General features: G+C 70.3%; 18 protein-coding genes. 5 read left to right on the top strand and 13 right to left on the bottom strand.

Annotation, left to right across the window (positions count from 1 at the left end; translation table 11 throughout):
• Window positions 1-320: 320 nt before the first annotated feature.
• The 3 genes from glgB to ABD298_RS16390 all read right to left on the bottom strand — a co-directional run bounded on the left by glgB (window position 321) and on the right by ABD298_RS16390 (window position 8,107).
• Window positions 321-4,208 carry a 1,4-alpha-glucan branching protein GlgB gene (gene glgB / locus ABD298_RS16380; RefSeq protein ID WP_344300860.1) on the bottom strand — a complete coding sequence of 1,296 codons (3,888 nt, stop codon included), beginning with the start codon at window positions 4,206-4,208 and terminating at the stop codon, window positions 321-323.
• Complete coding sequence (gene treS / locus ABD298_RS16385; protein WP_344300861.1) at window positions 4,205-6,001, bottom strand: maltose alpha-D-glucosyltransferase; 1,797 nt, start codon at window positions 5,999-6,001, stop codon at window positions 4,205-4,207. Before treS ends, glgB begins: the two co-directional genes overlap by 4 nt.
• Before the next feature lie 78 nt (window positions 6,002-6,079).
• On the bottom strand, window positions 6,080-8,107 hold the full coding sequence (locus ABD298_RS16390; protein WP_344300862.1) for an alpha-1,4-glucan--maltose-1-phosphate maltosyltransferase: 2,028 nt from the start codon (window positions 8,105-8,107) through the stop codon (window positions 6,080-6,082).
• A gap of 187 nt (window positions 8,108-8,294) precedes the next feature.
• Between ABD298_RS16390 and glgP the strand changes: the two genes are divergently transcribed.
• Window positions 8,295-10,910: an alpha-glucan family phosphorylase gene (gene glgP / locus ABD298_RS16395; protein WP_344300864.1), complete on the top strand. Its 2,616-nt coding sequence runs from the start codon at window positions 8,295-8,297 to the stop codon at window positions 10,908-10,910.
• A 119-nt stretch (window positions 10,911-11,029) separates the two neighbouring features.
• Here the strand turns inward: glgP and ABD298_RS16400 are convergent, their stop codons facing one another.
• The 3 genes from ABD298_RS16400 to glgX are packed head-to-tail and all read right to left on the bottom strand — an operon-like array spanning window position 11,030 to window position 13,919.
• Window positions 11,030-11,326, bottom strand: coding sequence for a barstar family protein (locus tag ABD298_RS16400; RefSeq protein WP_344300866.1), 297 nt, complete (start codon window positions 11,324-11,326; stop codon window positions 11,030-11,032).
• Window positions 11,323-11,838, bottom strand: a complete 516-nt coding sequence (locus ABD298_RS16405; RefSeq protein WP_344300867.1) for a guanyl-specific ribonuclease — start codon at window positions 11,836-11,838, stop codon at window positions 11,323-11,325. Before ABD298_RS16405 ends, ABD298_RS16400 begins: the two co-directional genes overlap by 4 nt.
• Window positions 11,835-13,919: a glycogen debranching protein GlgX gene (gene glgX / locus ABD298_RS16410; RefSeq protein WP_344300998.1), complete on the bottom strand. Its 2,085-nt coding sequence runs from the start codon at window positions 13,917-13,919 to the stop codon at window positions 11,835-11,837. The genes ABD298_RS16405 and glgX overlap by 4 nt, the downstream gene beginning before the upstream one ends.
• A gap of 183 nt (window positions 13,920-14,102) precedes the next feature.
• Between glgX and ABD298_RS16415 the strand changes: the two genes are divergently transcribed.
• Window positions 14,103-14,897 carry a carbon-nitrogen hydrolase family protein gene (locus ABD298_RS16415; RefSeq protein WP_344300868.1) on the top strand — a complete coding sequence of 265 codons (795 nt, stop codon included), beginning with the start codon at window positions 14,103-14,105 and terminating at the stop codon, window positions 14,895-14,897.
• Here the strand turns inward: ABD298_RS16415 and rlmB are convergent.
• The 4 genes from rlmB to ABD298_RS16435 all read right to left on the bottom strand — a co-directional run bounded on the left by rlmB (window position 14,894) and on the right by ABD298_RS16435 (window position 19,152).
• Window positions 14,894-15,895: a 23S rRNA (guanosine(2251)-2'-O)-methyltransferase RlmB gene (gene rlmB / locus ABD298_RS16420; protein WP_344300869.1), complete on the bottom strand. Its 1,002-nt coding sequence runs from the start codon at window positions 15,893-15,895 to the stop codon at window positions 14,894-14,896. The genes ABD298_RS16415 and rlmB overlap by 4 nt on opposite strands.
• Window positions 15,896-17,404, bottom strand: coding sequence for a cysteine--tRNA ligase (gene cysS / locus ABD298_RS16425; RefSeq protein WP_344300870.1), 1,509 nt, complete (start codon window positions 17,402-17,404; stop codon window positions 15,896-15,898).
• A 65-nt stretch (window positions 17,405-17,469) separates the two neighbouring features.
• On the bottom strand, window positions 17,470-17,802 hold the full coding sequence (locus ABD298_RS16430; RefSeq protein WP_344300871.1) for a hypothetical protein: 333 nt from the start codon (window positions 17,800-17,802) through the stop codon (window positions 17,470-17,472).
• A gap of 60 nt (window positions 17,803-17,862) precedes the next feature.
• Entirely contained in the window at window positions 17,863-19,152 is a 1,290-nt protein-coding gene (locus tag ABD298_RS16435) for a hypothetical protein (protein ID WP_344300872.1), read from the bottom strand.
• Window positions 19,153-19,345: 193 nt separating this feature from the next.
• Here ABD298_RS16435 and ABD298_RS16440 point away from each other — a divergent pair, with 193 nt between their 5' ends.
• Window positions 19,346-20,551 carry a sensor histidine kinase gene (locus tag ABD298_RS16440; RefSeq protein ID WP_344300873.1) on the top strand — a complete coding sequence of 402 codons (1,206 nt, stop codon included), beginning with the start codon at window positions 19,346-19,348 and terminating at the stop codon, window positions 20,549-20,551.
• Complete coding sequence (locus ABD298_RS16445; protein WP_344300874.1) at window positions 20,548-21,216, top strand: response regulator; 669 nt, start codon at window positions 20,548-20,550, stop codon at window positions 21,214-21,216. Before ABD298_RS16440 ends, ABD298_RS16445 begins: the two co-directional genes overlap by 4 nt.
• Before the next feature lie 41 nt (window positions 21,217-21,257).
• On the opposite strand, the gene ispF is transcribed toward ABD298_RS16445, so the two are convergent.
• The 3 genes from ispF to ABD298_RS16460 all read right to left on the bottom strand — a co-directional run bounded on the left by ispF (window position 21,258) and on the right by ABD298_RS16460 (window position 23,128).
• The gene (ispF, locus tag ABD298_RS16450; protein WP_344300875.1) at window positions 21,258-21,803 is read right to left on the bottom strand and encodes a 2-C-methyl-D-erythritol 2,4-cyclodiphosphate synthase; all 546 of its coding nucleotides are present in this window, start codon (window positions 21,801-21,803) and stop codon (window positions 21,258-21,260) included.
• Window positions 21,800-22,567 (bottom strand): 2-C-methyl-D-erythritol 4-phosphate cytidylyltransferase, encoded by a 768-nt coding sequence (gene ispD / locus ABD298_RS16455; RefSeq protein ID WP_344300876.1) that lies wholly within the window; start codon window positions 22,565-22,567, stop codon window positions 21,800-21,802. Before ispD ends, ispF begins: the two co-directional genes overlap by 4 nt.
• Before the next feature lie 78 nt (window positions 22,568-22,645).
• Window positions 22,646-23,128, bottom strand: a complete 483-nt coding sequence (locus ABD298_RS16460) for a CarD family transcriptional regulator (protein ID WP_208711635.1) — start codon at window positions 23,126-23,128, stop codon at window positions 22,646-22,648.
• 273 nt (window positions 23,129-23,401) lie between these two features.
• On the opposite strand from ABD298_RS16460, the gene ABD298_RS16465 reads away from it, so the two are divergent.
• Window positions 23,402-24,008, top strand: a 607-nt coding sequence (locus tag ABD298_RS16465) for a hypothetical protein (protein ID WP_344300878.1), incomplete at its 3' end; no start/stop codon positions are given.

A 24,008-nucleotide genomic window follows, 5' to 3' on the forward strand; every position in this document is an offset into this window, starting at 1 on the left:
GCCCCTCCAGTAGAAACAACCACCACCCGGCGGCCGCCCCGTCCCGAAGCAACTTCTCAAACCTACCCGCCGCTTCTCGTCAAGTCAAATCGACCGTTTCCGGTTGTTTTTGCTCGAATGATCAGCGGGACTGTCGCGCCGTGTCGGAGTGTTTCCCCGTGCCCGGCGCGGGATAGAACTGTACCACCGTTCCGGCGCGGATGCCAACCCCGGCTCCCGGACGCCCGCGGGCCCCGGAACCACTGGGGGTTCAGGGGCCCGCGGCACGGTTTGTCCCGGTCGGCTTCTCCCTGTCGGGATCGACCCGGCTCAGACCTCTGTCAGGCGTCCGGGGTGTCCCCCGAATCGGGAACGAGATAGACCACTCCGAGCGGCGGCAGCGTGAGCACGGCCGTTGCGGCCTTGCCGTCCCACTCGCCTTCCTCTGCCATGACGTACCCGCTGTTCGTCACGCCGGAGCCGCCGTACTCCTTGGCGTCGGTGTTCAGCAGTTCCCGCCAGCGGCCAGCGCGCGGCAGGCCCACGGTGTAGTCGATGTGCGGGTTGCCCGCGAAGTTCGCTATGCAGACCAGCGGCTCGCCGTCGGCGGACCAGCGGATGAACGAGATCGTGTTGTGGCTGTCGTCGTCGCCGCGGATCCACTCGTAGCCCGCGGGATCGAAGTCCTTCTCGTACAGCGCCGGCGTGGCCCGGTAGACCGTGTTGAGCTCACGGATCAGGGACTGCAGGCCGCGGTGGGGCTCGAGGTCAGCGAGCCACCAGTCGAGGCCGTACTCCTGATTCCACTCGCTCTCCTGGCCGAACTCGCAGCCCATGAAGATCAGTTGCTTGCCCGGGTGCGCCCACTGGAAGGCGTAGAACGCGCGAAGGTTCGCCAACTGCTGCCACCGGTCCCCCGGCATCTTGCGCAGCATGGAGCCCTTGCCGTGCACAACCTCGTCGTGGCTGATTGGCAGGAGGAAGTTCTCACTGAACGCGTACACGATCGAGAACGTCATCTTGTTGTGGTGCCAGCGCCGGTTGACCGGGTCTTCCTCCACGTACTGGAGGGAGTCGTGCATCCAGCCCATGTTCCACTTCAGCCCGAATCCGAGGCCGTTGACCGACGTCGGCTTGGTCACGCCCGGGAAGGCCGTCGACTCCTCAGCGATCATGGCGATCCCCGGGTTGCGCTTGTACGCAGTGGCGTTGGCCTCCTGGAGGAACGAGATCGCCTCGAGGTTCTCGCGGCCGCCGAACTGGTTGGGCCGCCACTGTCCCTCGGCCCGGGAGTAGTCCAGATACAGCATCGACGCGACCGCGTCGACGCGCAGCGCATCGACGTGGAACTCCTCGAGCCAGTACAGGGCGTTCGCCACCAGGAAGTTGCGCACCTCTGTGCGGCCGAAGTTGAAGATGAGCGTGCCCCAGTCCGGGTGCTCGCCCTGCATGGGGTCAGCGTGCTCGTACAGCGCCTCGCCGTCGAACTTCGCGAGCGCCCACTCGTCCTTCGGGAAGTGCGCGGGCACCCAGTCCACGATCACGCCGATGCCCGCCTGATGGAGCTGGTCGACGAGGTACCGGAAGTCGTCCGGGTGGCCGAACCGGGAGCTGGGCGCGTAGTAGGACGTGACCTGGTAGCCCCACGAGCCTCCGAACGGGTGCTCCGCCACGGGCATGAACTCGACGTGGGTGAAGCCCATCCAGGTGACGTACTCGACCAGCTGCTCTGCCAGCTCGCGGTACCCGAGCCCCGGGCGCCAGGACCCGAGGTGGACCTCGTACACGCTCATCGGGGCGTCGAGGGGATCGGTGGCCGCGCGCTCGGCCATCCAGGCATCGTCCTTGAAGGCGTACCGGGACTCGATGACGCGCGACGCCGTCTGCGGCGGCACCTCGGTGCCGAACGCCATCGGGTCCGCACGCTCGACCCAGTGTCCGTGCTTGGTGAGGATCCCGAACTTGTAGCACATGCCTGCTACTACGCCCGGGATGAAGATCTCCCAGATGCCGGAGGAGCCCAGGCTGCGCATGCTGTGCTCGCGGCCGTCCCAGCCGTTGAAGTCGCCCTTCACCTGCACAGCCTGGGCGTTCGGCGCCCAGACGGTGAACGCCGTGCCCTCGACGTTGCCGAGCACGGAGTGATGCCGCTCGACCCGCGCACCGAGGGCCTTCCACAGCTCCTCGTGCCGGCCTTCGCCGATGAGGTGGAGGTCCAGCTCGCCGATGCTCGGCATGTAGCGGTAGGGGTCATCGAGGGTCACGAAGTGGCCCTCGCCGTACTCGACCTCGAGGCGGTAGTCGGGCACGTGCCCGGTGTCCGACTCTGGGACGGTGCCGACCCACACGCCGTGGGCCTCGTGGCGCAGCGGCACGCGGCCCGCAGGCGTGAGCACCGTGACGCCCTGGGCGAGGTGCTTCACCGTCCGGAAGGTGACGGTTCCGTCGCCGTCGAGATGAGCACCGAGCACGGCGTGGGGGGCGTGGTATGCCCCGGCTGCGAGCTTCGCGATCACATCGCCGTCAACCGGTATCGCAGCCTTCTCGCCCGCACCGGGCGCGACGTGCGACGGGAGGGAGGCCCCGCCGTCGGACACCGAGGCTGCGGCCAGCGCCGCTCCGCGCACCGCGCCGTCGTCCGCCGCGTCCCGCCGGCCGATCGCTTCCTGCTCCGCCGCGCCGGCGGCGTTCGTTCCGTGCTCCCCGTGTGGTGACACGTCCGTCTCCTCTCCAGGCAGCGAGACCGCCGCCCCATGTGCTGTCCCGGGGCCCGCGTGGGCGGCACCCCCAGCGATGCTCTCCCCCGCCGCGCCGGCCGCCGAATCCGGCATCCAGGCAGCGAGGGCAGACCGTGCCGCACGGATCGGGATCTCGGCCCACGCTGGCCGGTTCCGTTCCTCGTAGGCCACTTCGTAGAGCGCCTTGTCCAGCCACAGCGCCGCGAAGAGCGGCGTCCCGAACGGATCCTCGCCGCCCGCGACCGAGGCGTAGCCCTCCCAGTAGGCGCGCCCGGCCTCGTCGGCCCAGCCCTCGGACACGCGGGCCGCGGGATCGGTGCGCGTGGCCGCCCCGGCGGCGTAGTCGAACGAGCGCAGCATGCCGACGACGTCGCGCAGCACGACATCCGGGTGGCTCCGCTCGGCGACGGGACGCAGCGGCTCCCCCTCGAAGTCGAGGATCGCGAACGGCCGCTCGCCCTCCGGGAACCGCAGCACCTGGCCGAGGTGCAGGTCCCCGTGGATCCTCTGGACGGGGAGACCGTCCACGGCGCCCCCGAGGGATTCCAGCAGGTTCTCGAGCGCGGCGTCGTCGACCCCGACGCTGTCCCTGACCTCGTCCCAGGCGGAGCGGAGGCGGGACGCGAGCCTGTCAACGAACGGCGGGCCCGACTGGTCGTCGAGTACGGCGATCCCGAGCGTGTCGGCGAGGGCCTCGTGGACACGGGCTGTGGCGGCGCCGAGCGCACGCGCATCCTGAGCGATCGACCGCCCCTCGACCGCAGCCTCCAGGGCGAAGGACCATGCGTCCGTCCCGCCCTCGAGGAACTCATGGACGACGGCGAGCTGGCCGCTCGCGCGCTCGCCTCCCCTGAGGCTCCACTCGGCGTCGATCCAGCCGAGCGCCGTCGCGACGTCGGCTGCGCCAGCCTTGGCCAGGGCGGCGCCGAGCTCGACCTCGGGGTTGAGTCCCTCGGCGAGCTGGCGGAAGACCTTGACCATCGCGTTGCCTGTCTCGGAGCGCACGATGATCGACGTGTTCGACTGCTCGCCCCGCAGGACGGCAGCCTCGATGGCGCCCGACGGAAGGTTTCCAGCACCGCTGAGGTGCCCCGTCGCCGTCGTGCCCGGGCCCTCGATCTGGCTCCCGTGCTCCATGACATCGAGCAGCGCGGTGACGAAGGCAGGGTCGTGGACCGCGTCGTAGACCCAGACGAGGCCGAGGGAGGGATGGCGCGCCTGCCCGATGAGGGCATGTGCGCCGGAAGCCAGGGCCTGGGTTCGCAGGCTCACCGGTACGTTGAGGACGGTTTCCAGCCGCCCCGCCCGCACCCGGACGAAGTGGATCTCGAGGCCCACGCCGGCTGCGGCGTCGGACAGCACGATTTCCCCGGCCGGAGCGGCCTCGACCGCACCGCGTCCCTTCGCGGGGAACCAGCGCTGCGCGGGCAGCCATTCGGCCAGGAGTGCGCTCAGAGAGGGTGTCAGGGCGTGTGCGGTGGCTTGAGTCATTCGACAAGCTCTCCAGTGGTCGGCTCGGGGACAATGATCGGCAGAGCCGTGGTCTGCGGGCTCGAGGGGATCGAGGCCGCATTCCGGATCCTCAGCCAGAAGTAGCCGTGCGGGGCGAGCGTCACGTGGAAGCGCCCGTCCTGGCCCACCTCGGAGAACGGCTCGCCGCCGAAGACGTCCCGCAGCCCGCGGCCCGCGAACTCCGGCAGGTCGATGGCCGCCGCGACCGGGTGCCCGGCGAGGTTGAACACGCACAGGATGGTCTCGGCGCGCTCCCCGTAGGCCTCTCCCTCCCTGAGCTCGCGGAGGTAGGCGAGCACGTGCTCGTTGTCCGCCGGCGCGTTGCGGTATGCGCCCAGTCCGAAGACCGGGTGGGCGCGGCGCACGCCCAGGATATTGCGCGTCCAGCGCAGGAGCGAGCCGGAGTGCGCCATCTCTGCTTCAACATTGGCCATGGAGTAGTTGTAGACAAGGGACTGGATGGTGGGCAGATACAGCTTTCCCGGATCAGCGATAGAGAAACCGGCGTTGCGGTCAGGGTTCCACTGCATGGGCGTGCGGACGGCGTCGCGGTCCTCGAGCCAGATGTTGTCACCCATCCCGATCTCGTCCCCGTAGTACAGGAACGGGCTGCCCGGCAGGGACAGGAGGAGGGCGTTGATGAGCTCGATCTCGGCGCGCGAGTTGTCCAGCAGCGGCGCCAGCCTGCGACGGATGCCGACGTTGGCCCGCATGCGCGGGTCGGAGGCGTACCAGCCGAGCATGGCCTCGCGCTCCTCGACGGTGACCATCTCAAGCGTCAGCTCGTCATGGTTCCGCAGGAACGTCCCCCACTGGGCCCCCGCGGGGATGGCGGGCGTGTCGACCATCGTGTCGATGATCGGCTGGGCCCGCTGATCGCGGAGCGCGTAGTACAGGCGCGGCATGATCGGGAAGTGGAAGGCCATGTGGCACTCCGGCGCCTCCTCGCTCCCGAAGTACTCGACGACCTCGTGCGGCGGCTGGTTGGCCTCCGCGATGATCACCCGGCCGGGGTACTTCTGGTCCATGAACTCGCGCAGCTTGCGGAGGAACTCGTGGGTGGCCGGGAGGTTCTCGCAGTTGGTGCCCTCCTCCTCGAAGAGGTACGGGATGGCATCCGCCCGCAGCCCGTCGACACCCTGGTCCAGCCAGAAGCGCACGACGTCGAAGACCGCCTCGACGACCTTGGGGTTCTCGAAGTTCAGGTCAGGCTGGTGGCTGAAGAAGCGGTGCCAGAAGAACTGGCGCCGGATCGGGTCGAAGGTCCAGTTGGACTCCTCGGTGTCGATGAAGATGATGCGGGCGTCCTGGTACTTCTCGTCCGTGTCGCTCCACACGTAGAAGTCGCCGTAGGGGCCGTCCGGGTTGCGCCGCGACTCCTGGAACCAGCGGTGCTGGTCCGACGTGTGGTTCAGCGGCAGGTCGATGATGATCCGCACGCCGCGCGCGTGCGCCTCCGCCACGAGCCGCTGGAAGTCGTTGATCGACCCGAACTCCGGCAGGACCGACTCGTAGTCCGCGACGTCGTAGCCGCCGTCGCGCAGGGGCGACTCGAAGAAGGGCGGGAGCCAGAGGCAGTCGATGCCGAGCCACTGGAGGTAGTCCAGCTTGTCGATGAGCCCCTGGATGTCTCCGGACCCGTCCCCGTTGGCGTCGGCAAAGGCCCTCACGAGGACCTCGTAGAACACCGCCTTGCGGTACCAGTGCGGATCATGCTGAAGACCGGGGGCATTGACGTTGAAGTTCGGCTTTGCCTGCTGGCCGATGTTCATGGTCTGGTGGTACTCCTTCGCGGCGAGGTGGCGCGGAATCAGGTCTGTGCAACGTTAGCGCTGCACGTCTGAAGGGTGCTAGCGCCGCACGTGGAGAACGTGTGCAGGCTCCGCGTGGGCGTCCAGGCGCACGTAGTTGTGCTCTCCCCACTGCCACGACTGCCCAGAGAGGAGGTCGTCTACACGGAATCGCCCCTCGTGGTCGAACAGGCCGGGGTCGAGGCTCAGCGACTCGAGGTCGAGCGTCACGGTCGACTCGCGGGTCGAGTGCGGGTCCACGTTCACGACGACGATGATGGTGTCCTTGCCGCCGTCGGGCAGTTCCTTGTGCTTCGAGAACACGACGGTGGCATCGTCGGTGCTCGTGTGCAGCGTCAGGTTCTGCAGGTCCATGAGGGCCGGGTGGGCGCGGCGGATCTCGTTCAGACGCGCGAGGTAGGGCGCGAGCGAGCGGCCCGCAGCCTCCTCCCCCGCCCAGTCGCGCTGCTTGTACTCGTACTTCTCGTTGTCGATGTACTCCTCGGCGCCCGGGCGGGCCACGTGCTCGTACAGCTCGTAGCCGGCGTAGACGCCCCAGGTCGGGCTGGCCATGGAGGCCAGGACGGCGCGGATCTTGAAGGCGGGCCGCCCGCCGAATTGGAGGTACTCCGTGAGGATGTCCGGGGTGTTCACGAACAGGTTGGGGCGGTAGAACGCGGCCCAGTCCTTGGAGATCATCGTGAAGAACTCCTCGAGCTCCTCACGCGTGTTCCGCCAGGTGAAGTAGGTGTAGGACTGCTGGAACCCAGCTCGGCCCAGCGCCTTCATCATGGCCGGGCGCGTGAACGCCTCGGCGAGGAAGACCACCTCGGGGTTCTTCTTGTTGACCTTGCCGATGAGCCACTCCCAGAACCACACGGGTTTGGTGTGCGGGTTGTCCACGCGGAAGATCTTCACCCCGTGGTCGATCCACAGGTTCACGATCCGCAGGATCTCCTTCGACAGGCCCTCCGGGTCATTGTCGAAGTTGAGCGGGTAGATGTCCTGGTACTTCTTCGGCGGGTTCTCGGCGTAGGCGATGGACCCGTCCACCCGGGTGGTGAACCACTCGGGGTGCTCAGTGACCCACGGGTGGTCCGGCGAGGCCTGGAGGGCCAGGTCGATGGCCACCTCGAGGCCGAGCTCGGTGGCGCGGGCGACGAAGGCGTCGAAGTCCTCGAAGGTGCCGAGGTCAGGGTGGATTGCGTCGTGCCCGCCTTCCGGCCCACCGATCGCCCACGGCGAGCCGGGGTCATTCGGGCCGGCCGTGAGGGTGTTGTTGGGGCCCTTGCGGAACGCCCGGCCGATCGGATGGATCGGCGGGAGGTAGACGACATCGAATCCCATGGCGGTGACCCCGGGAAGGCGCTCGGCGGCCGTGCGGAAGGTGCCGGACCTCCACTCGCCCGTCTGCAGGTCCCGTTCGGCGCCCTCGGAGCGGGGGAAGAACTCGTACCAGGCGCCACGGCCGGCGCGCTCGCGCTCCACCAGGAGCGGGAAGTGCTCGGTCTCGGTGACGAGCTCTGCAATCGGGAGACGCTCGACGGCGGCGAGCACCTCTGGGCTCTCTCCGGCCGCGAGGCGCTCCTCCACCGAGCGGGACGCGTCCGACAGCACGCTGGCAGCCCGACGGAAGGCGAGGCGCCCCTCCTCGTCGCGCGCGTCGTCGTCGGCCGCCTCGCCCAGCAGCGCGGCGCCCTCGGCGAGCATGAGCTCGACGTCCACGCCTGCCCGGATCTTCACGTCCGCGTTGTGGTGCCACGTGCCGTAGCGGTCGTGCCACGCCTCGATGGTGAAGGTCCACTCGCCGGTCTTGGGCGGGGTCAGGACCCCGTGCCAGCGGTCCAGGCCCTTGCCCAGCTCCTGGAGCCGGACGCGCTGCTTCTCCTTGCCGCGCGGCGAGTACAGGACGGCGCTCACGCCGAGCGCGTCATGGCCCTCGCGGAAGGCTGTCGCGCTCACCGCGATGCCCTCCCCTGCCACCGCCTTCGCCGGAAAGGCCCCTCCCTCGACCACGGGAAGCACATCCGTGATGGGGAAACGACCGAATCGAAGCTTGCTCGGCAGGGTGGGCTCGAGTGAAGGCACGAGGCGTCCTTTCGCGTGGGGGTAGCCCGTCAGGGCCCGTCCATGCGCCACGATAGTCGCGCGCAGAGACGAAAGCGAAGGACGTGACACGGCCCGGCGGGGCTGCCGCCGGTGCGTTGCACGTCATTCACCGTCCCGTAACGCGGCGCTCTTCATCCGCGCACACGGCTGGACTAGGGTGGCGCTCGTGAAGGCCATCCGTAGATTCACCGTCCGCACTGTGCTTCCTGAGCCGATCGCGGCTCTCGACACTCTCGCCACGAACCTGCGCTGGTCTTGGCACCAGCCCACGCGGGACCTCTTCGCGAGCCTCGATCCCGCGCTGTGGGAGGAGAGCCGCCACGATCCGGCCGGCTTCCTGGGCCTCATCACGCGCGAGAAGATGCAGGAGCTCGCGCTGGACACCGCCGTGGTCGCCCGCGTCCGCGCCGCGGAGGAGGACCTGCGCCGCTACCTCGAGGAGCCGCGCTGGTACCAGGGCCTCGGCGAGGACGCGCCGCAGTGCATCGCCTACTTCTCCCCCGAGTTCGGCATCACCGAGGTCCTGCCCCAGTACTCGGGCGGACTCGGCATCCTCGCCGGGGACCATCTCAAGAGCGCCTCCGACCTCGGGGTGCCGCTCATCGGCGTCGGCCTCCTGTACCAGGCCGGCTACTTCAAGCAGTCGCTGTCCCGCGACGCCTGGCAGCAGGAGACTTACCCGGTCATCGACCCGGATGCCCTCCCGCTGACGCTCCTGAAGGAGAGCGACGGAACTCCGTGCGTCGTCACGCTTCCCCTGCCCAACGGACGCAAGCTGCACGCCTACATCTGGCGCGCCGACGTGGGCCGCGTGCCGCTGCTGCTCCTCGACTCCAACGTCCCCGCGAACGACGACGGCGCCCGGTCGATCACCGACCGCCTCTACGGCGGCGGCGGTGACCACCGCCTCCAGCAGGAGCTCCTCCTCGGCATGGGAGGCGTCAAGGCACTGCGCATCTACCAGCGCCTCACCGACGGACTCGCGCCCGAGGTCTTCCACACCAACGAGGGGCACGCGGGATTCCTCGGGATCGAGCGCATCCAGGAGCTCATGTCCGCCTCCGAGGCCCTCACGTGGGATGAGGCCCTCGTCGCGGGCCGCGCCTCGACCGTATTCACGACGCACACCCCCGTGGCCGCTGGCATCGACCGCTTCGACGCAGCGCAGATCAAGTACTTCTTCGACGCCGGCCTCGCCCCGGACGTCCCGACCACGCGCATCCTCGAGCTGGGCCGGGAGAGCTACGACGGCGGCGACCCTGCAGTGTTCAACATGGCCGTCATGGGCCTGCGGCTCGCCCAGCGGGCGAACGGCGTCGCGAAGCTGCACGGCACCGTCTCCCGCGCCATGTTCTCCGGCCTGTGGCCGGGGTTCGACCACTCCGAGGTGCCCATCACCTCGGTGACGAACGGCGTCCACGTCCCCACGTGGGTGGATCCGAAGATCAGCTCCGTGGCGGAGACCTTCGAGCCCGGCTCCGCTGTGGGAGGCCGCTGGGACCTCGTCTTCAACGTCACCGACGAGCAGCTGTGGGAGACGCGCCGCGAGCTCCGCGCCCGCCTGATCGACGACGTCCGACGCCGGCTGCGCGCCGCGTGGACCAAGCGCGGCGCGGGTGCCGCGGAGCTGACGTGGATCGATTCCGTCCTCGACCCTGATGTGCTCACGATCGGCTTCGCGCGACGCGTCCCGACATACAAGCGGCTCACCCTTATGCTCCGCGACCCGGCGCGGCTCAAGCGGCTCCTGCTCGACCCGGAGCACCCGATCCAGATCGTCATCGCGGGCAAGTCGCATCCCGCGGACGACGCTGGGAAGAAGATGATCCAGGACCTCGTCCGCTTCACCGACGATCCCGAAGTGCGCCACCGCATCGCGTTCCTGCCCAACTACGACATCGCCATGGCCCGCACGCTCTTCCCGGGCTGCGACGTCTGGCTCAACAACCCGCTCCGCCCGCTCGAGGCGTGCGGCACGTCCGGCATGAAGGCCGCGCTCAACGGTTCCCTCAACCTCTCCGTCCTCGACGGGTGGTGGGACGAGATGTACGACGGCTCGAACGGCTGGGCGATCCCGACGGCGAGCGGCAAGGCGAGCCCCCAGGAGCGAGACGACATCGAGGCTGCGGCGCTGTACGAGCTGCTCGAGACCCAGGTGGCGCCGCGCTTCTACGGAGCCTCCGGCTCGGGCGCCGGGGCCGAGTCCGCCGGGGCAGCCGGGCCCTCCACCGAGCCGCCGTCCCGGGTGCCGACCCACTGGATCTCGATGATCAAGCACACCCTGTCGCACCTCGGCCCTCAGGTCTCCGCGGACCGGATGCTCGGCGACTACGTGTCCGAGCTCTACACGCCGGCTGCCGTCGCGGGCCGGCGGGCTGTCGCCGAGGACTTCCGCCACGCCCGCGAGCTCGCGGCCTGGACGAAGCATGTGCGCAGCAACTGGTCGCAGGTCCATGTCGAGCACATCGACTCCGGCGGCCTCTCGGAGGTCCCCCAGATCGGCGACAAGCTGCACGTGAGCGCGTACCTCAACCTCGGGGTGCTCAACCCGGCCGACGTCCTTGTGGAGCTCGCGTACGGGCGCGTCGACGATTCCGACCAGCTCACCGACGTGAGCCTGGCCGAGCTCGAGCCGAACGAGAACCTCGGCAACGGCCGGTACCTCTTCAACGGCGCCGTCATGGTCGAGCATTCGGGCGCGTTCGGCTATACGGTCCGGGTGATCCCCCGGCACGACGGACTCGCGTCGAAGGCCGAGCTCGGGCTCATCGTCAACGCCTGACCCGTCCGGCGTCTGGGGCTCACCTCCTGAGGGTCACGTGAGGTGACCCGCAGGAGGTGACCTTCAGGAGGTGACCTTCAGGAGGTGACCTTCAGGAGGTGACCTTCAGGAGGTGACCTTCAGGAGGTGACCTCCAGAGTGAGGGTGCCGCAGCTGGCCTCGACCGCGTCGGCGAGGATCTCGCGCATGGCCACGAACGCGGGGAGCTCCCGGAACGCGGGGTGCACGTGCCACTCGAGCGCGACCGGCTGGCCCTCCTCGTTGGCCAGCTCGGATGCCAGGTCCTGGAGGCAGTCGTTGAAGGCATCGAGGTTGGGCCGGTAGTACGCCGGGAAGCCCAGCGCCTCGCCGAACGCGACGAGCACGTCCCGCTTCGACGCCGCAGCCCGCACGACCACAGTCCGGCGCGCGGTCACCGGTCCTCCAGGATGAACCGGAACGACTCATAGTGGTCGTCGGTGTAGTACGTGTCGCCGCCGTCCCCGGCCACGATCCGCCGGGCCCCGCGGTCCGCCTCCCCCGGTGTCGGGACGGTGTACTCGTGGTAGTAGCCCCGCTGGCGCGAGGGCAGGATGCCCTCGAAGTTGCCGAACACCACCCCGTCGCGCTCGTACGGGTACGGGCCGCCCTTGGCGATGAGGGCGAGGGTCTCGCGCGCCTCGCGCGGCAGCTGGGACGCCCGGACCTCGGCCAGCCCGCTCGGGTTGGCGACGGCCGAGCGCGCGGCGGCGGGCGGCGTCGTACGCTGCGGCGCCGGGGACGAGGGGCGCACCGCGGGGCTCGCGCTCCCGGAGGGCGAGGCGACGGACGACGGCGCGGCGCCGGCCCCGGCCGTCGTGTCACCGGCGGCGCGGAGCAGGAACGAGGCGGCCACCGCGACCGCGAGGACCGCGGCCGCCACGAGGAGCCGACGGAGGGCAGGGCTCACGACGCCTCGCGGGCCCGGTAGATCGTGACGGAGTAGGGCTCGGAGATGTCGTCCTGGCCGCTCGCGAAGACCGTGCCGATCCGCTGCTCCATGAGGTGGGCTGTCGAGTAGCGCAGCTCGTACGCCATCTCGCGGACGACGGCCCCGTCACGGTACAGGGAGGGGAACAGGACATCGACCTTGCTGGGGCCGCCGTTGACCACCACGAGCCCGTCCAGGTACCCGTCCTTCGAGCCGAGGAGGAACTGCAGGAGGCGTTCCCGGGGGTCCTGCCAGCGGGCAGGGTCCATCGGGAGCCCATTGGCTCCGAACCAATGGAAGTAGTTGCTCTCCTCTCGGGTCGGGTAGCTTGCGGGCTGGCGGTGCAGGAAGTCCCGGCGGATGCGGATGAGCCACTTCGTGTGGTCGAGCATCTCGCGGCCCGCGGTGTCGAGGTTCCAGTTGAGCCACGTGAGCTCGTTGTCCTGGCAGTAGGCGTTGTTGTTGCCCTGCTGGGTGCGGCCGAACTCGTCGCCGGCCGTGATCATCGGGATGCCGAGGGACACCATGAGCGTGGCCATGAGGTTCTTCGCGGTCTGCGTCCGCGCGGCGATGATCGACTCGACCTCCGTGGGCCCCTCGAAGCCGTGGTTGTACGAGCGGTTGTGGCTGTGCCCGTCCCGGTTCTGCTCGCCGTTGGCCTCATTGTGCTTGCGGTGGTAGGCCGTGAGGTCGGCGAGGGTGAAGCCGTCATGGGCGGCCACGAAGTTGACCGACGCGAGGGCTGTCCTGCCGGAGGCTGCGAACAGGCCGTGCGACCCGGAGACTGCGTCCGCGAGGCGCGCCATCGGCCCGCCCAGCCCGCCGGCGTCGATCGTGCCTCGGTCCGCGAGCCAGAAGTCCCGGACGGTGTCCCGGTAGTGGTCGTTCCAGTCCGACCACCCCTGCGGGAACGCGCCGGTCTGCCAGCCGCCGAACCCCACGTCCCAGGGCTCCGCGATGAGCTTGGTGCGGGACACGACAGGGTCCGCGGCCGCCGCGACGAGGAACGGGTGCGCGGGCGTGAACTCGTGCTGGCCGTCCCGGCACAGCGAGACCGCCAGGTCGAACCGGAAGCCGTCCACCTGGTACTCCTCCGCCCACATCCGCAGGGAGTCCAGGGCGAGCTGCACCACGCGCGGGTTGGCGAAGTCGAGCGTGTTCCCGCACCCTGTCGTGTCGATGTACCGGCCCTCGGCGTCTGTGCGGTAGTACTGCCGGTCCCCCAGCCCCCGGAAGGCGATGACCGGGCCGTCCGGGCCCTCCTCCGCCGTGTGGTTGTAGACGACGTCGAGGATCACCTCGATCCCCGCGACGTGCAGGAGCTTGACCATGCCCTTGAACTCGTCCTGCACGGCCTGCGGCCCGGCTTTGCGGGCGGCGGCGGTCGCATAGGCGGGGTGGGGGGCGAAGAAGGCAGCGGTGTTGTACCCCCAGTAGTTGGTCAGGCCGAGGTCCTGCAGGTGCATCTCGTCGACGTGGAAATGCACGGGCAGGAGCTCGATGCTCGTCACTCCCAGCCGCTGGAAGTGCTCGATCATCACGGGGTGCGCGAGGCCGGCGTACGTGCCGCGCAGCTCCTCGGGGATGTCCGGGTGGAGCATGGTCTGGCCCTTGACGTGGGCCTCGTAGACGATGGTGTCGCGCAGCGGCACGCCGGGCTTGGGGACGTCCTCCCAGTCGAAATGCTGGTGGACGTGGACGTTCAGCCACTGGCCCTTGACCTGCTCCACCGCGCGCCCGTAGGGATCGAGGAGGAGGGCCGCGTCGCCCGGCTCGGGTGCGTCGCCGCCGTCGTCCGTCCTCGAGGCGAACGCGTACCTGGTCCCCTCCGGGATCCCCGCGACCAGCCCGTGGTGCACGCCGTCCGTGAACTCCGGGAGCGGCTCCTTGTGCCACTCGCCCGTGGCGTCGATGAAGTGGACGTCCACGGCTGCCAGGCCCGGGGCGTAGACCGCCAGGTTGACGGTGTGGCTCGCCATCTGCTCGGCGGCGCGCGCGGGCGTGAGCCCGAGCGGAAACGGCTGCGACGGCGTCACCACGAACGCCAGCGGCATCGTCATGTTGCTCATGCTCATTGCACCCTCGTCCCCTGCGCGCAGGCTGTCGGGCCCTGCTCATCCAGCCGGGTCGTGAAGCGGTTGCCCGCGGCACGCCCATCCTAGTATCGGGCACGCGCTCGATTCGACCCGCGACAAGTCGTCCGATTCGGCCCATGACGGAGTGTTGCGGGCCATACTGGTGCCATGCGGATCGCCCTCGCCCAGCTGACCACGTCCCGCTCCATCGACGACAACCTCTCCCTCGTGCGCTCCACGCTCGCGGACGCCAAGCGCCGGCACGCCGACCTCGTCGTGTTCCCCGAGGCGACCATGCGCGCGTTCGGGAACTCGCTCGTGGACGTCGCCGAGCCTCTCGACGGCCCCTTCGCCCACGCCGTCCGCGCCGCCGCGGACGAGGCGGGTGTCGCCGTCGTGCTCGGCATGTTCACTCCCGGCGAGGACGGCAAGGTGCGCAACACGCTGCTCGTCCACGGGCGCGGGGTGGACACCCACTACGACAAGATCCACCTCTACGACGCGTTCGGCTTTGCGGAGTCGGACACCGTCACCGCGGGCAAGGAGCCCGTCACGTTCACGCTCGACGGCGTCACGTTCGGCCTCGCCACCTGCTACGACGTGCGCTTCCCCGACCTCTTCACCGCGAACGCGGACGACGGCGCGCAGATCCAGATCGTGTGCGCCTCCTGGGGTGCGGGGCCGGGCAAGGCAGAACAGTGGGACCTGCTCGTGCGCGCCCGCGCCGTGGACTCGACGAGCTTCGTTGTCGCCGTCGGGCAGTCCGACCCCTCGGCGGCGGGCGTCGAGGCCCGCTACGGAGCGCCCACCGGGATCGGCCGCTCCGCGGTCGTGAGCCCGTACGGCCACCTCATCGAGCGCGCCGGATCCGGGCCCGAGACCCTGTATGTGGACCTCGACGTGGCCGAGGTGGCCAAGGCGCGCGAGGCGCTGCCCGTCCTGGCGAACCGGGTGCGCCTCTAGCCCTCGGCGGCGGCGCGCCGCGTCGAGACCTCGTAGAGGGAGATCGCCACGGCCATGCCCGCGTTGAGGGACTCCATGTCGGAGTCGATCGGGATCGAGACGATCTGGTCGCACAGCTCGCGGGTCAGACGGGACAGGCCCTTGCCCTCCGAACCGACCACGAGGCACACCGGATCCGTGGCCAGCGCGAGCCCGGGCAGTGCCACGTCGCCGCCGCCGTCCAGCCCGAGGACGAAGATCCCCATCTCCTTCATCTGGCGCAGCACGGTGTTGAGGTTGGGAGCCTTGGCCACGGGCACGCGCACCGCGGCACCCGCGGACGTCTTCCAAGCGGCCGCCGTGACCCCCACGGAGCGGCGCTCCGGGACGATCACGCCGTGGCCGGAGAACGCCGAGACGGAGCGGATGATCGCGCCGAGGTTGCGGGGGTCGGTGATGCCGTCGAGCGCGACGAACAGCGGCGCGTTCGCGACGTGCCCGCGACGCCACTTCTCGTAGGTCTGCTCGGCGAGCTCGAACGCGTCCGGGTACTCATACGGAGGCACCTGCAGGACGAGGCCCTGGTGGATCGCGTCGTCCGTCATGCGGTCGAGCTCAGGCTTCTGGGACTCCATGAGCGGGATCCCCGCCTCGGCCGCGAGCTTCATGGCCTCCCGCACGCGGTCGTCCATCTCGATCCGGACCGCGACGTAGAGCACCTTGGCGGGCACCCCGGCGCGGAGCGCCTCGACGACCGAGTTGCGGCCCGTGACCATCTCCTCGGCGTGCTTCGAGCGGCCCGTCGCACCGCGGCCCGCGGCCAGGCGGCCGGGCTGGCCGGTGCGCTTGGCGGCGGAGCGCTCGGCCAGCTGCTTCGCGCGGTAGGCCTTGTGGTACACGCGCTCCTCGGCCTTGGGCGTGGGGCCCTTGCCTTCGAGCGCCTTGCGGCCGTGGCCGCCGGTCCCGACGGACGGGCCCTTCTTATTCTTCGCGGCTCCCGGGCGTCCCTTGGCGGCCATCTATGCTCCCGTTCGGTTGGTCTGTGCTGGTTCTGGGGCGGCGAGGCTCCACGAGGCGCCGTCGGCGGAATCCTCGACGGCGATGCCCGCCGCCGAGAGCGTCTCCCGGATCGCGTCCGCCGTGGCCCAGTCCTTGGCGGCGCGGGCGTGCGCGCGGGCTGCGAGCTGGGCGTCCACGAGGACGGACAGGGCGCGGTGGGCGCCGTCGTCGGACGACGGCGTGTGCCCCCCGGCGGCGTCGAGGCCGAGGACGGCGGTCATCGCCAGGACCTCGGACAGGGCGTCGGCGACGGCACGGGCGTCCCCCGCTCCGCCTCCTGCGGCCAGCGCCGTGTTGCCGCGGCGCACCGCGTCATGAAGGGCGGCGAGGGCCTGGGGGATGTTGAGGTCATCGTCCATCGCGTCCGCGAAGGCGGAAGGAACGGTGGCGGCGGAGGGCGAGCCGGCGCCGTCGTGCGCCGACTTCTCGGTGAGGGCCCGCGCCTTGGCGATGAACCCGTCGATGCGCTCCACGGCGGCTGCGGCTTCCTGCAGCGATGTGGGCCGGTAGTCGAGCACCGAGCGGTAGTGCGCCTGCCCGAGGTAGTAGCGCACGACGCGGGGTGAGGCGAGCTCGAGCATCTCCGCGGGCGAGATGACGTTGCCGATCGACTTCGACATCTTCTCGCCCTCGTACGTGACCATGCCGTTGTGCATCCAGAAGTTCGCGAAGCCGTCCCCCGCAGCGGTGGACTGGGCGAGCTCGTTCTCGTGGTGCGGGAAGCGCAGGTCGAGGCCGCCGCCGTGGATGTCGAAGCGCGCGCCGAGGTACTTGGTGGCCATGGCCGAGCACTCAAGGTGCCACCCGGGGCGGCCGCGGCCCCACGGGGACGGCCACGACGCCGTCTCCGGCTCGCCGGCCTTGTGGCCCTTCCAGAGGGCGAAGTCGCGCGGGTCCCGCTTGCCCCGGGGATCAGCGTCCGTCGCCGCCTGCATGTCGTCGATGCTCTGATGGGTCAGCGAGCCGTACTCGGGCCAGGAGCGGACGTCGAAGTAGACGTCCCCCGAGCCGTCCTCGGCCGGGTAGGCGTGGCCGCGGTCGACCAGGCGGGCGATCAGCTCGTGCATCTCCGTGATGTGGCCGGTGGCGCGGGGCTCGTACGTAGGCCGCTGGACGCCCAGGACCTCGTACGCGGTCTCGAACTCCTGCTCATAGCGGTAGGCGAGCGCGAACCACTCCTCGCGGGGAATGTAGGTGCCCTCGGGAACGAAGTCGGGTGCGAAGCTCGCCTCGCTCTTGGCAAGGATCTTGTCGTCGATGTCTGTGACGTTCCGGACCACCCGCGTCTCGAACCCGCGGTACTGGAGCCAGCGCGTGAGCTGGTCGAACACGATCGCCGAACGCACGTGCCCCACATGCGGCGACCCCTGCACCGTGGCGCCGCAGTAGTACACCGAGGCCTTGCCGGGCTCGAGTGGGACGAAGTCACGGACTTCGGCGGTGGCGGAATCGTAGAAGCGCAGGGTCACTGGATAAGGGTATCTGTCGGGCCGGGCGGCACGGGGAGCGGCCGCGCACGACGGCGCGCGGCCGGCTAGCTGCCGCAGACCTTGCCGATGCTGTTGAGGGCGTCGCTGAACTGCTTCTGCTGGTCCGGGGTCGCGACTCCGGTGCTCGAGCCGGCGACCTTCTTCTGCAGGTCCGCCATGCCCTGGATGAGCGTCCCGATCGAGGGATCCACCTTCTTGGCCATGTCGGCATAGTGGTCGGCGACCTGCTTGGCCTGCTGGATCTGGTTGCCCGTCGGCTTGAACTGGTCGTCGTTCAGAAGCTTGCAGCTGTCCTGGACGCTCAGACGGCTGTCGCCGCCGCATGCGGTGAGCAGCATCGTGGCCGCGAGGGCGGTGGCGAGCAGGCCTCTCTTCATGCGGGACTCCCGGGGGTTGGGTACAGGTGGCTGGCCTCGGTACGGGGCCAGCCATCCATTCTAGACGATGAGGCTGCGGCGCTGGCCGGGTGAGCGCAGGACCGCAGAGGCGAGCCACGCGGCGACCACCAAGCCGAGCACCATCTGCGCCACAGCGACCGGCCCCACCGGGTGCACTTGGGCCACCGCACCGAAGACGAGCGAGAGCGCGAACGGCACCCATGTGGTCATGCGGGCCCGCCACAGGGCCGCCGCGAACGCGACAAGCATGAGGTTCTCCGCAAGGAACAGGGGCATGAAGGCCGGGAACAGGATGCCGCCGAGCGGAACGAAGACGCCGGACCCGGCGCCGCTCATGCCGAGGGCAGCGGTGAGGAAGTCGAGCAACCCCATCGAGGCGATGGACAGCGAGCCCACGACTCCGAACACGGTGCCCGCAGCCGCGAGCCCGCTCCCCCGCTCGCGCACTGACCCTGCGAAGAACGCCGTGGTCCCCGCGAAGAGCGCCGCGACGCCGAGAGCCATGAGCCCCTCGCTGACCAGGGACTCCGGATGCGAGCCCACGGCCGCGAGTGCCGCGTCGGGATCGTCGGCACCCGCGAAGAGCACGTCCTTGGCGACGCTGAGCAGCAGCAGTGCGACAGCGCATGCGGCCCCTCCCCAGACCCGGTAGGCAGGGGCGGCCTCCTCGACCCAGCCCGCGGCACGGCGGCGCCGGATGACGGCGGCGGCGGCGGGACCCAGCGATGCGAGTCCCAGCACGAGGGACGCGACTGACGAGAAGGCCCCTGGGAGGATCGAGGCGGCCACGGCGGCACAGCCCACCGGGGCGACCCACCAGTGCACGGTTCCCTGCCGCCACAGCGAGACTGCGAACAGCGCGACAGCGAGAGGTTGGCACATCATGAGCGGGAAGACGAGCCAGCCCGCGAGCCCGTCGAGCGCCTGCGAGGTCGCCACCGCGCCCTCCAGGGGTGTCTGGGCGAGGGCCACCGTGGTCAGCGCGTGCATCCCGATCAGTGCTGCGCCGACGGCTCCGAGGATTCCCGCGACCGCCCCGGCCGCGCCCCATCCGGAGCCGCGGCCCCGGGTCGCGCCAGCGAGGAACAGCACCCCGCCCAGCCACAGCGCGGCGAGTGCCAACAGGATCCAGCCCATCGCGAGCGGCGTGCCCGGGCTCGACGCCACGGCGCGCAGTGTCGTGGCGGGATCCTGGTCGCCGTCGGCGAAGGCGAACGCGGCGACAGCGGAGCCGAGGAAGAAGAGGCCCAAGCACGCAGCCCCGGCATACGTGCGCAGCTGGGGTGCGCGCGTTCCCGAGGCGGTGGGCAGCCGGAGGATGGTGGTCATGGTGGCTCCTGGAGACGATGGTGAACTGACCCCTGCACCGTACGGATCCGCTGGCCCCGGCCGGATCGTGCGCCGGGGCGGCACCAGGGGCCGGGGGGAGGATTCATTCCCGCGCGATGTCCTCCCCGGGGAGGACCAGGGTCATCCCACGATCCGTGGCGGCATCGCAGGCGGCTGACGTATCGTTCGAGCCATGGTTCCGGCCCGGTGGATCCGGTCGCCGTTCGGGCGCCCCCTCCCGTCATGGTCGGGCGACGTCTCGATGGCCGCCCTCGCCGTCGCCTTTGCAGTGATCGAGTGGCTCGCCGACGTCACGGCGTGGACACCCGCCCAGCGCATCATCGTCGTCGGCCTCATCGCTGTGGCCGTCCTGATCCGCGGCAGGCACCCCTACGCCGCCACCGCGCTCATCGGCGGCGTCTTCGCGGCCGGCCCGGCCCTCGGATACCACCTTGACAACTCGACGGCCACCCTCGTGGGCGGCATGTCCGTCATCTGGGCGCTCGGCGCGCGCCTCCCACTCGCGGCGGGACTGTGGGGCACGGTGATCCTGCTGCTGACGGTGTCCGTGGGCTTCGCGGACCCGATCGGCTCCCTGACGTGGAACGCGGCGGTCATGCTCGCGGTCTTCGGCATTTCGCGGCTACTCGCCTCCCGGGCGCGCGCCCTCGCGGCGCTCGAGGCGACTGCCCGCGAGCTCGAGGCCTCGCGCGACGCCGAGGCCCGGGCACAGGTGGAGCTCGAGCGGACGCGGATCTCGCGCGAGCTGCACGATATCGTCGCGCACGCCGTGAGCGTCATGGTGGTCCAGTCGGGTGCCGCGGAGAGCGTCTTGGACACCGATCCTGCGCGGGCTCGACGAGCTCTCGTCGCGGTCCAGACCGCAGGCCGCGAGGCTCTCAACGAGCTGCGTGCCATGCTCGCTGGCCTCCGTTCCGGGACAGAATCGGCGGAACTCGCCCCCCAGCCAGGCCTGGCGGACGTCCCCGAGCTCATCGACCGGCTCCGCGCAGGGGGCCTCGCCGTGGACATCGCGACCTCTGGCGAGCCGCGCTCGCTCCCGCCCGCAGCGGATCTGGCCGCCTACCGGGTGGTGCAGGAGTCGCTCACAAACGTGGTCAAGCACGCCGGGGCGGCGCCCGCGCACGTCACATATCGATACGGCCCCGCTTCCCTGCGGATCGACGTCGAGGACGAGGGCGCTGCCGCTCCCGGCCCTGACCTCGACATGGCTCCGGGTTACGCTTCCACCGGTGCAACCGAGGCTGCCCGCGGCACCGGGCTCGGCCTGCGCGGCATGCGGGAGCGCGTCGAGCTCTGCGGCGGGAGCCTTGAGGCGGCCCCGACGGCGCCGCGCGGCTTCCGCGTGCGGGCGACACTGCCGCTGGGCTTGCCGTGAGCGTCGGGCAGACGACCGTTCTGGTCGTCGACGACCAGCAGCTCGTGCGCGAAGGCTTCGCGATGATCCTGGACGCGCAGCCGGACCTCGAGGTCGTGGGCACCGCGGCGGACGGCGCCGAGGCCGTGCGCGAGTGCGCGCGGCTCGGGCCCGCCGTCGTACTGATGGACGTCCGCATGCCCGTCATGGACGGAATCGAGGCGACTCGTCGGATCTGCGCCGCGGGCGCAGCCAAGGTCCTCATGCTCACGACCTTCGACCTCGACGAGTACGTGTACGACGCGATCCGCGCCGGCGCGAGCGGATTCCTGCTCAAGGATGTCCCGGCCGCGGAGCTGAGCCACGGCGTGCGCGCAGTCGCCGCGGGCGAGACGCTGCTCGCGCCGGTCATCACCCGCCGGCTCGTCGAGCAGTTTGTCCAGCGCCCCGCCCCGGGCCGTCCCGCGGAGCGGCTCGCAGCCCTGACGCCGCGCGAACGCGACGTGCTGGCCGCGGTGGGCCACGGCCTGTCCAACGCTGAGGTCGCGGCCCGGCTGTACCTGTCCGAGACGACCGTCAAGACGCACCTCGGCAGGATCCTCGCCAAGCTCGGCCTGCGCGACCGGGTCCAGGCCGTTGTGGCTGCCTACGAGACGGGCCTGATCCAGCCGGGCGGACGGGGCTGAGCCGGCGCACGACTGCGCGCGGGGCCGCGGCCGCCGACCAGCTACGCCTGGCGCTGCGCGTGCGGCACCACGAGTGCCGTCGCGATCGCTGCGATGCCCTCCGCGCGCCCCGTGAAACCGAGGTGGTCCGTTGTCGCGGCGGTCACGCCGACAGGCGCCCCTACAGCCTCGGACAGCACCCGTTCGGCCTCGGCACGTCGCGGCCCGAACTTTGGCCGCTGGCACACGAGCTGGACCGCGACGTTGCCGATCTCGAACCCCGCCTCGCGCACTATCCGCGCCGCCTCGGCGAGGAGCGTCGTTCCGGAGGCTCCTGCGTACTCGGGCCGATCCGTCCCGAAGTGGGTGCCGAGATCCCCGAGCCCGGCTGCCGAGAAGAGGGCGTTCGCCGCAGCGTGCGCGACGGCGTCAGCGTCCGAGTGGCCGGCGAGGCCCCGCTCGCCCTCCCACAGCAGTCCACCGAGCCACAGCGGCCGCGGCGCGGCTGCGGGCGAGAACGCGTGGACGTCGACGCCGATCCCGGTGCGTGGGATGATCACGGCTTCCTCCTGGTCTGCGCTGTGCCTGGCCCACGCCGGAACGCTCATGCGCCGGCCGTGGCGAGGAGCGTCTCGGCGAGGTGCAGGTCCATGGGCGTGGTGATCTTGAGCGAACGCAGGTCGCCCGGGACCACGTAGACGGGCGTTCCGAGGGACTCGACGAGCATCGCATCGTCGGTGATTCCGGCCGCCTGCTCGGCGGGCCACCGCGCGGCCTGCTCGTGGGCGCCCAGGAGCGTCGCGGCGTCGAACCCCTGGGGCGTCTGGACTGCGCGGAGCTGCTCCCGGACCGCGGTGCCAGTGACGATCTCCCCGGCGATGGCCGAGGCTTCGCCCTCGGTCGGCGCGGTGGACTTGATGGTGTCCACCACGGGAACCGCGGGGATGACTGCGCGCGCGCCCCTATCGAGCGCCTCGGCGACGCGGGCGAACACGTCCGCGGGCGTGAGCGGCCGCGCGGCGTCGTGCACGAGCACGTGCCCGGTGCCGGGTGCGAGCGCCGCCAGTGCGGAGCGGACCGAGTCAGCGCGCGTCGCACCGCCCTCGACGACGGTGATGACCGGCGCGTCGACCCCGAACTCCTCGGCGAACGAGCGGCAGAGCCCGCCGAGATCGCTGTCCCCGGGGGGCACCGCGACGCAGATCTGCCGGGCGACACCGGCCCCGACCACGCCGCGGAGCGCGTGCAGGAGGAGGGGCGCCCCGGCGAGGGGCACGAGGGCCTTCGGCATCCCGTAGCCCAGTCTGGTCCCCGATCCCGCAGCGACGATGACGACGGCGGTGGGCGCGCCCGGGCGCGAGGGATCAGTCATGGGATCCAGCGTAGCCCGGACAGCACAGGACCCCGGCAGCGCTGTGCTGCCGGGGTCCTGCTGGACGTTCTTGTCGCTCTAGGAAGCGAGCACCTCGTCGAGGACGCTCGCCGCCTTCTCCTCGTCCGTCTTCTCGGCCAGGGCCAGCTCCGAGATGAGGATCTGGCGCGCCTTCGCGAGCATGCGCTTCTCACCCGCCGAGAGGCCGCGGTCCTGGTCGCGACGCCACAGGTCGCGGACGACCTCCGCGACCTTGATCACGTCGCCGGAGGCAAGCTTCTCGAGGTTCGCCTTGTAGCGGCGGGACCAGTTGGTCGGCTCCTCGGTGAACTCGGCGCGGAGGACGTCGAACACATGCTCGAGGCCTTCCTTGCCCACGACATCGCGGACCCCGACAAGGTCCACATTCTCGGCCGGTACTTCAATCGTCAGGTCACCCTGGGCCACTTTGAGCTTGAGATACATCTTCTCTTCGCCCTTGATGGTGCGCATTTTGATCTCTTCAATCTTGGCTGCACCGTGGTGGGGGTAAACAACCGTCTCGCCAACCTCAAAAACCATGTGGACATTCCCCTTTCCCGCCAGCTAGTCTACCACGTCCGGCCCTCCCGGCTGGCGGCGCGACCCCGGATGAAGCCCGGAATCACGCGGAAGTGGGGCCACGTCGGGCGTCTGGAGGGGTTGACCCGGAGCGAAAAAGATGCTTCACGTCCGCCGCGGGGACGGGTCTGCGCGCGCCCTGTGTCGCGCGCGGCGTGCGCCGAATCTACACAACGTCGAAGTTGGCGATACGCTAGGGGCGACCAGACTTCCTTTCCTCATCAGGAGCCAGCTGTGCGTCTCACTGCATCGAAGCCGGCCAAGCGCGTCGCCCTTATCGCCGCGCTGGGCGCCGGTCTGCTGTCGGCCACGGGCTGCGGGTACATCAACGCCCAGCAGACCACCCACCAGTACTCCGCCTCGGACGGCGTACGCGAGGACGTCGGCCCGCTGCAGCTGCGCAACATGATCATCGTCTCCTCGGGAACCACAGGCTCCAGCAGCACGCTCAGCGCCGACGCGCCTGGCCGCCTCACCGGCACGATCTTCAACACCTCGGACAAGTCGGTCCCGCTCACGTTCCGCGATGCGTCCTCGACCATCCGCCTCGACGTGCCTGCCAAGGGCGAGATCAACCTCGGCGACGAGGCCCACCAGGTCAACCTCGCCAAGACCGGCGCCGTCCCCGGAGCGCTCGCCAAAATCACGTTCTCCGCGGACAGCGCGAGCAAGGACGTGAGCGTTCCCGTCCTCGACGGCACCCTGCCGGAGTACCGCACGCTCATCCCGACCCCCTCGGGCTCGGCCTCCGCATCGCCGTCCGGCTCGGCCTCGGGTTCCGCCTCGGCAAGCCCGTCGGGCTCGGCGACCCCGTCCGGCTCCGCAAGCGCGTCGGCCACCT

The sequence above is a fragment of the Sinomonas flava genome, from assembly GCF_039531875.1.
Lineage (GTDB): Bacteria > Actinomycetota > Actinomycetes > Actinomycetales > Micrococcaceae > Sinomonas > Sinomonas flava.